The sequence below is a fragment of the Klebsiella sp. JN_Kp127 genome, from assembly GCF_040062505.1.
GTDB classification, from domain to species: domain Bacteria; phylum Pseudomonadota; class Gammaproteobacteria; order Enterobacterales; family Enterobacteriaceae; genus Klebsiella; species Klebsiella quasipneumoniae.
On the sequence record NZ_JBEAHS010000036.1, the window covers coordinates 111162 to 119391 of the forward strand.

The following is an 8230-nucleotide window of genomic DNA, read 5'->3' on the forward strand; positions in this document are numbered from 1 at the left end:
CGAGAATATCACTCACATTAGTATCAGACAGTGATTTTATCCACAAGTTCCCTGCAACGGTGTGAATAAATTACGCACAAAATGTGACACCACGATGAAAAAGTGAGGGCAGGAAAAGGAGAACAAGCTTGCGGTATCTTTCCCTGCGAACAGGAACTCATTGCAGCAGGGAAAGATTATATCACGCTTTTTTTAATCGGGAGTAAAGTGACGTAAATGTTGCACTGTCGCCAGCCAGGCGGCCACCCACCCGATCATCGAGCAGACGATCAGCATCAGCAGACACTCGTCAAAGCCTAAGCCGCTCAGCTCAAACTGGGTGCCGAACACCTTCGCCACCTCGGTCACTGCCGACGAGAGGCGCATCACCAGAATCTCCGACAGGATCAGCGATAAAAACGCGCCGGAGAAGCCCAGCATCGCCCCGCCGTAGAGGAACGGACGCAGGATAAAGCCGTCGGTGGCGCCGATCAGTTTCTGCACGTTAATGGTATCGCGGCGGGCGAAGATGCTCAGGCGCACGCTGTTGCCGATCACCAGGAACACCGCCGCCACCATCAGCACGCCGATCATCGCCGACACGCGGCCCACCAGCCCGGTGAGCGAGGAGAGGCGGGCAAACCAGCTGTCGTCCATCCGTACTTCATCGACCCCCTGGATCCGCGATACCCGATCGCGCAGGGTGTTCAGCGCTTCCGTGCTCTGGAAATCCAGCTTCGGCACCACGATGGCGACCGCCGGCAGCGGGTTCTCTTCCAGCATATCCAGGGCGCCGCCAAAGCCGGACCAGTTACGGAATTCACCCAATGCCTCGTCACGTGACAAATAGTTCACCTTGTCGACGCCCTGCTCCGCCTGCAGCTGGCCGACCACCCGCGCCGCGGCATCGTCATCCAGCGTTTTATCCAGATACACGGTGATCTGCGGCGAGGGATAGTACTGTGACGCCGCGCTGCTGACGTTTTTGTAGACCATGTAGCAGACGCTTGGCAGGGTCAACGAGATGGCGATAACCATCACCGTCAGGAAGGTCGCCAGCGGCGTGCTTTTTAAATCCTGGAGCGCGCCGTGCCAGGCGTAGCGCACCTGCTCGTTGAACACGTTGCTCTTACGCGAGGCCGGGTTAGGCGCCGCTTTCGGCCGTTTTGGCGCATTGCGCCCGCCGCCGCCGCCGCCCGCCGCGTTGCGCAGGCGATCGAACTTGCTGCCGAACTGGCGGATTTGGTTCATTGCGTCGCGCTTATTCACCCCGAATGCCTCCATGCAGATGGCCGTCGCTGAGCGTCAGCACGCGGTACGGACGGCTGGAGATAAGCCCCAGATCGTGCGTGGCCATCAGTACCGTCACCCCGACGCGGTTAAACTCTTCAAACAGACGTAAAATCCCCTCCGAGAGCGCCTCGTCGAGGTTACCGGTCGGTTCATCCGCCAGCAGCACCGCCGGCTTGTTGACCACCGCGCGAGCGATCCCCACGCGCTGCTGCTCGCCGCCGGAGAGCTGAATCGGAAAGTTCTTCGCTTTGTCCAGCAGCCCGACCTTATCCAGCGCCGCCGAGACCCGGCGACGAATGTCATCGCCGCTGGCGCCGGCGATAATCAGCGGGATCGCCACGTTGTCATACACGGTACGATCCATCAGCAAATGGTGGTCCTGGAAAATCATGCCGATCTGGCGGCGCAGGAACGGCACCTCACGGCTCTTCAGGCGGCTGATTTCATGACCGCTGAAGAAGATTTTCCCGGCGCTGGGCCGTTCGATACCACAGATAAGCTTCAGCAGGGTACTTTTCCCTGCGCCGGAGTGGCCGGTCAGAAACGCCATCTCGCCCGGCTGCAGGTGGAAGTTCACCCCCTGCAGCGCTTGTCTCCCACCGAGATAGGCTTTGCTGACTTGTTCAAAGCGAATCATTCTTAATCCTCTCGGGCAAAAAGTGCCTCAATAAAGTCGCCCGCATTAAACGGACGCAGATCCTCAATACGCTCGCCGACGCCAATATAGCGAATCGGAATGCCGAACTGGTCGGCCACCGAGAAGATCACGCCGCCTTTGGCGGTGCCATCCAGCTTGGTCAGGGTGATCCCGGTCAAACCTACCGCTTCATGGAACAGTTTGGCCTGGCTAATGGCATTCTGCCCGGTGCTGGCGTCGATGGTTAACATCACCTCATGCGGCGCGTCGACGTCCAGCTTTTTCATCACCCGGACGATCTTCTTCAGCTCTTCCATCAGGTGCGATTTATTCTGCAGACGCCCGGCGGTATCGGCAATCAGCACATCAACATGGCGCGCCTTCGCCGCCTGAATGGCGTCGAAAATCACCGAGGCGGAATCGGCGCCGGTGTGCTGGGCGATCACCGGGATATTGTTACGCTGGCCCCAGACCTGCAGCTGTTCCACCGCCGCCGCACGGAAGGTATCCCCCGCCGCCAGCATCACCGATTTGCCCTGCTGCTCAAACTGACGCGCCAGCTTGCCGATGGTGGTGGTTTTCCCCACCCCGTTCACGCCGACCATCAGAATAACAAATGGCGTTTTGCCTTCAACATTCAGCGGCTCATCCACTTTGGCGAGGATATCGCCCATCTCTTCTTTCAGCAGACCGTACAGCGCTTCCGCATCGCGCAGCTGCTTACGGCTGGCGCCCTCGGTGAGATGAGTAATGATCTTGCGGGTGGTTTCCACCCCGACGTCGGCGATCAGCAGTTGCTCTTCCAGCTCTTCAAACAGATCGTCGTCGATCTTCTTACCGCGGAACAGGCTGATAAATCCGGAACCGAGATTTTGTTTGGTTTTCAGTAGGCTACGCTTAAGGCGGGCGAAAAAGCCTTCTTTCGTCGGTTTTTCCTGCTCCTGGACCAGCGCTTCCACCGGCGCCTCTTCCTCTGGCGCCGGCACCACCACCGCCGCCTCTTCCGCCGCCTCGGCCGCCAGCGCCTGCGCTTCCAGCTCTTCATCGCTTAACGGCGCGTCCTCTTCCGGCGCTTCCGTCTCCTGAGGTTGGGCGACGACATCCTCTACAGGCTGCTCAGCCACGGCCTCCGCCGCCACCGGTTCGGCGATAACGTCCTCCACCAGCGACTCAACCGCTGCCGGCTGTTCCTCCGCCTTCAGCGGTTCGCTGACCGCAGGCTCCGGCGCGACGACCGGCGCCTCTTCAACCAAAGCAGGCGCTGGCGCCGCCTCTTCTTCCTGCGCGCTGGCAGGCTCCGCGAGGTGGGCCTTTTCGCTTTCGACCACCGTCCCGGTGACTTCGACGACCTCTTCGGCAAACGCCTCCGGGTCCGCTTTCGGCGCGCTCGGCTCAGCAGGGGTTTCCGCCGCCGGCGTCTCCTGGGCAACCGCTTGTTGTTCTTCTACTTTTTGTTCAGTCTCGGTTTCCTGTGCCTGCTCTTTCTGTCCAAAGCCCAGCCAGGAAAAGAAGCCACGTTTTTTCTCTTTTGCCATTTGCGACCACACTCCTCGCTGTTTATTCATGGCGCAGCTTCATCAGAAGCTGAAAAAATGATGAAATTAGTTGGATAGTCTATCACTTAACTTAACTCGCAGCACCGCCCCCGGATTAAGGTTTCGTCAACCGCCGTCGATCGCTAGAATAGCAGGCCGGAAGTTGAGACTTGAGCAGAGAGATGAAAAAACCAAACCACGCGGGCAGCGGCCAGATCCGCATCATCGGCGGGCAATGGCGCGGCCGTAAATTACCGGTGCCGGAGAGCCCGGGCCTGCGGCCGACCACCGACCGGGTTCGCGAAACCCTTTTTAACTGGCTGGCGCCGTCCATCGTTGACGCGCACTGCCTCGACTGCTTTGCCGGCAGCGGCGCGCTGGGGCTTGAGGCGCTGTCCCGCTATGCGGCCAGCACCACGCTACTGGAGATGGAGCGCGGCGTCGCTCAGCAGTTGCAAAAAAACCTGGCCACCCTGAAAGCGGATCGCGGCAAGGTGATCGCGACTAACACCCTCAGCTTCCTGAGCCAACCGGGCACGCCGCATCAGATTGTGTTTGTCGACCCACCGTTCCGTCAGGGGCTGCTGGAGGAGACGCTGCGCCTGCTGGAAACGCAGGGCTGGCTGGCCGACGAGGCCCTGGTGTACGTCGAAAGCGAAGTCGAAAACGGTTTACCGCCGGTACCGGCGAACTGGCATCTGTATCGTGAAAAAGTGGCCGGACAGGTCGCGTACCGTCTTTACCAACGTGAGGCCCAAGGAGAGAACCATGCTGATTAATTTAGGCCGCCTGCTGATGCTGTGCGTCTGGGCCTTTCTGTTATTGAATCTGTTTCAGCCCTTTCCGAAGCCGCTGAATATCTTCGTCAACGTCGCGCTGATTTTTATGATCCTGATGCACGGTCTGCAGCTGACGCTGCTCAAGGCGACGCAGCCGAAGGATGCCCTGCCGCTGGGCCGCTTTGAGCAAATCCGCATTTTTATCTTCGGCGTGTTTGAGCTCGTCGCCTGGCAGAAAAAACTGAAGGCGACGCTGAAGAAATAGTCCTGACAAGGGCTCAGGGATCGGGCGTGAACGCCACGAACGCTGTGCCCTTATAACTCAACATCCCGCGATCGCCGACGCTCAGCGCATGATACTGCGGCGCGTCAAGGCGAAACACCACCTCCAGCCCGCCGTTCTCAGGGCGAAAGCTCGCTTCATAGCGCATCTCGCTGCCCGCAGGCGTCACCGTCTGCTGCCGCGAACGCCGATCGTTAATCACTTTTTCCCGCTTATTGCTGACGATCACCCGCTTTTGCAACACCGGCGCGGCGTCGTTCGCCAGTTTTTCGCGGCGCTGCTGCACATAGCGAAACGAAGCCGCCACCACAATCACCGCGACGACCAGAACAAAAAAGAGCGGCATTTTACTCATTAAGGTTACCCATAAAAAATATCAGGAATCAGCATACTGCGACTGGAATAACATTGTCATCTGCTGCGCCAAACCACTACACTGAGTGGTAGCTTCACGCATCCGTAACTTTCCTTATGATAACAGATACAGGGACTTACTATGCTTTGGTCATTTATTGCTGTCTGTTTCTCCGCATGGCTTTATGTCGATGCATCCTATCGCGGGCCGGCCTGGCGACGCTGGGTATTTAAACCTGTCACCCTGATTCTGTTGCTGTTGCTGGCCTGGCAGGCGCCGATGTTCAATGCCATCAGCTACCTGGTGCTGGCCGGCCTGTGCGCCTCACTGCTCGGCGACGCCCTGACCCTGCTGCCGCGCCAGCGGGTGATGTACGCGGTGGGCGCCTTCTTCCTGTCGCATCTGCTGTATACCATCTGGTTCGCCAGCCAGCTGACGCTGTCGTTCTTCTGGCCGCTGCCGCTGGTGCTGCTGGTATTCGGCGCCCTGCTGATGGCGGTGATCTGGAGCCGGCTGGAAGAGATGAAAATGCCGGTGCTGACCTTTATCGGCATGACGCTGGTGATGGTCTGGCTGGCCGGCGAGCTGTGGTTTGCCCGCCCTACCAACACCGCGCTGTCCGGATTCGCTGGTGCCGCTCTGCTGCTGCTGAGCAATGCCGTGTGGCTGGTGAGCCACTATCGCCGCCGTTTCCGCGCCGATAACGCCATTGCCGCCGCGTTTTACTTTGCCGGCCACTTCCTCATCGTGCGCGCGCTGTACCTGTAATTTAGTCCTTGACTCTGGAGTCGACTCCAGAGTGTATCCTACGGCTAATGAGAAAATTATCATTTACCGGAGGGTGCCATGTCGACTCCAGACGCGCAGGATAAAAAAGTCCCACAATTCTCGTCATTCACCATGCGGCCAGCGCCCGCCCCGGCGGAAAGCTGCTGCACAGACCACGCCTGCGCCGCAGAGAGCGCGCCTGCCGCCGAAGCGCTCAGCGACGCCCGCTACAGCTGGCAGGTTGCAGGCATGGACTGCGCCGCCTGCGCCCGCAAGGTGGAAACGGCGGTTCGTCAGGTGCCCGGCGTCAGTCAGGTTCAGGTGCTGTTCGCCACTGAAAAATTATTGGTTAACGCCGAGGGCGACGTTCGGACTCAGGTTGAGCAGGCGGTACGTCAGGCAGGCTATACGCTGCGCGATGCCGATGCCCCCGCGTCAGAGAAAACTCAGGGCTCGCGGCTGCGCGACAATTTACCGTTGCTGACGCTGATCATGATGATGGCCCTGAGCTGGGGGCTGGAGCAGGCCAACCACCCTGCCGGTCAGTTAGCCTTTATTGCCACCACCCTGGTCGGCCTGTGGCCGGTTGCCCGCCAGGCGCTGCGCCTGATCAAGAGCGGGAGCTGGTTCGCCATTGAAACGCTGATGAGCGTCGCCGCCATCGGGGCGCTGTTTATCGGCGCCACCGCAGAGGCGGCGATGGTCCTGCTGCTGTTCCTGATCGGCGAGCGTCTCGAAGGCTGGGCCGCCAGCCGCGCGCGACAGGGGGTGAGCGCGCTGATGGCGCTGAAGCCCGACACCGCCATTCGCCTGCGCAACGGCGTGCGGGAAACCGTCGCCCAGCGCGATCTGCGCCCCGGGGATGTGATCGAAGTGGCCGCCGGCGGGCGTCTGCCGGCGGATGGTCAGCTGCTGTCGCCATTTGCCAGCTTTGATGAAAGCGCTCTGACCGGCGAGTCGGTGCCGGTGGAGCGCCAGGCCGGAGAACGCGTAGCGGCGGGCGCCACCAGCGTCGACCGCCTGGTGCAGCTGACCGTAATCTCCGAACCGGGCGACAGCGCCATCGACCGCATCCTGAAGCTGATTGAAGAGGCGGAGGAGCGTCGGGCGCCGATCGAGCGTTTTATCGATCGCTTCAGCCGGATCTACACTCCGGCCATTATGGTGGTGGCCCTGTTGGTCGCCATTGTCCCGCCCCTGCTCTTCGCCAGCGCCTGGCTGCCGTGGATTTATAAAGGGCTGACGCTGCTGCTGATCGGCTGCCCGTGCGCGCTGGTCATCTCCACCCCGGCAGCCATCACTTCCGGCCTGGCGGTCGCCGCCCGACGCGGAGCGTTAATTAAAGGCGGCGCGGCGCTGGAACAGCTGGGCCAGGTGCGCCAGGTGGCGTTCGACAAAACCGGCACCTTGACCGTCGGCCAGCCGCAGGTGACCTCGGTCATCGCCACGGCTGAGAATGACGATAACACGCTGCTGGCGCTGGCGGCGGCGGTTGAGCAAGGCTCCAGCCATCCGCTGGCGCAGGCTATCGTCCGCGAAGCGCAGCGGCGTCAGTTGAGTATTCCGCAGGCCAGCGGCCAGCGGGCGCTGGCCGGCTCCGGTATCGAAGCCGAGGTCAACGGCAGCCGTATCGTGATCTGCGCGGCCAGCAAAGCCGCCCCGTCAGAGCATGAGGCGCAGATCCAGCAGCTGGAGAGCGCCGGTCAAACGGTGGTGCTGGTCATGCGCGGCGAGACGCTTCTCGGCATCCTGGCGCTGCGCGACACCCTGCGCGACGACGCGCGTCAGGCAGTGGATGCCTTACACCAGCTGGGGGTGCAGGGGGTGATCCTTACCGGGGATAACCCGCGCGCCGCGGCGGCCATCGCCAGCGAACTGGGGCTGGAATTCCGCGCCGGCCTGCTGCCGGCGGACAAAGTCGAAGCGGTGATGGCGCTGAATGCCGATGCGCCGCTGGCGATGGTCGGGGACGGCATCAACGACGCCCCGGCGATGAAGGCGGCGACCATCGGCATCGCCATGGGCAGCGGCACCGACGTGGCGCTGGAGACCGCCGACGCCGCGCTGACCCACAACCGTCTGACCGGCCTGGCGCAGATGATCTCCCTGGCGCGGGCGACCCACGCGAATATTCGCCAGAACATCGCGATTGCCTTAGGGCTGAAGGGGATTTTCCTTGTCACCACCCTGCTCGGCCTGACCGGCCTGTGGCTGGCGGTGCTGGCGGATACCGGCGCCACCGTACTGGTAACGGCTAACGCGCTGCGGTTATTGCGTAAGAAGTTGTAGCATAGATACCGGCTTCCCTGCTCGCGCTACGCTTAGCAGGGCTACGGTTCCAGACCGTCGGGTAGCCCGGATAAGGCGCTACGCGCCGCCATCCGGGATATTCCCTGCTCGCGCTACGCTTAGCAGGGCTACGGTTCCAGACCGTCGGGTAGCCCGGATAAGGCGCTACGCGCCGCCATCCGGGATATTCCCTGCTCGCGCTACGCTTAGCAGGGCTACGGTTCCAGACCGTCGGGTAGCCCGGATAAGGCGCTACCCGCCGCTATCCGGGGTATTCCCTGCTCGCGCTACGCTTAGCAGGGCTACGGTTCC

8 protein-coding genes are annotated in these 8230 nt (G+C 61.4%); 4 read left to right on the top strand and 4 right to left on the bottom strand.

The window, feature by feature from the left end:
• Positions 1-192 precede the first annotated feature (192 nt).
• From ftsX to ftsY, 3 genes are read right to left on the bottom strand one after another with little or no spacing between them, the layout of a single operon-like run.
• Entirely contained in the window at positions 193-1248 is a 1056-nt protein-coding gene (ftsX, locus tag ABLV04_RS13490) for a permease-like cell division protein FtsX (protein ID WP_064158299.1), read from the bottom strand.
• Complete coding sequence (ftsE, locus tag ABLV04_RS13495; RefSeq protein ID WP_004202097.1) at positions 1241-1909, bottom strand: cell division ATP-binding protein FtsE; 669 nt, start codon at positions 1907-1909, stop codon at positions 1241-1243. The genes ftsX and ftsE overlap by 8 nt, the downstream gene beginning before the upstream one ends.
• A 2-nt stretch (positions 1910-1911) precedes the next feature.
• A complete protein-coding gene (gene ftsY / locus ABLV04_RS13500) occupies positions 1912-3444 on the bottom strand; it encodes a signal recognition particle-docking protein FtsY (RefSeq protein ID WP_050533999.1) in 1533 nt (510 codons plus the stop codon).
• Between the two features lie 182 nt (positions 3445-3626).
• On the opposite strand from ftsY, the gene rsmD reads away from it, so the two are divergent.
• Together rsmD and ABLV04_RS13510 are read left to right on the top strand one after the other, a co-directional pair.
• Positions 3627-4223 carry a 16S rRNA (guanine(966)-N(2))-methyltransferase gene (gene rsmD, locus ABLV04_RS13505; protein ID WP_023291233.1) on the top strand — a complete coding sequence of 199 codons (597 nt, stop codon included), beginning with the start codon at positions 3627-3629 and terminating at the stop codon, positions 4221-4223.
• Entirely contained in the window at positions 4213-4488 is a 276-nt protein-coding gene (locus tag ABLV04_RS13510) for a DUF1145 family protein (protein ID WP_180266247.1), read from the top strand. The genes rsmD and ABLV04_RS13510 overlap by 11 nt, the downstream gene beginning before the upstream one ends.
• A 13-nt stretch (positions 4489-4501) precedes the next feature.
• On the opposite strand, the gene ABLV04_RS13515 is transcribed toward ABLV04_RS13510, so the two are convergent.
• Entirely contained in the window at positions 4502-4852 is a 351-nt protein-coding gene (locus ABLV04_RS13515; protein WP_023291234.1) for a DUF2500 domain-containing protein, read from the bottom strand.
• A gap of 150 nt (positions 4853-5002) precedes the next feature.
• Between ABLV04_RS13515 and ABLV04_RS13520 the strand changes: the two genes are divergently transcribed.
• Positions 5003-5629, top strand: coding sequence for a lysoplasmalogenase (locus ABLV04_RS13520; RefSeq protein WP_004173987.1), 627 nt, complete (start codon positions 5003-5005; stop codon positions 5627-5629).
• 78 nt (positions 5630-5707) lie between these two features.
• Positions 5708-7918 (top strand): Zn(II)/Cd(II)/Pb(II) translocating P-type ATPase ZntA, encoded by a 2211-nt coding sequence (gene zntA / locus ABLV04_RS13525; protein ID WP_102005824.1) that lies wholly within the window; start codon positions 5708-5710, stop codon positions 7916-7918.
• Positions 7919-8230 lie beyond the last annotated feature (312 nt).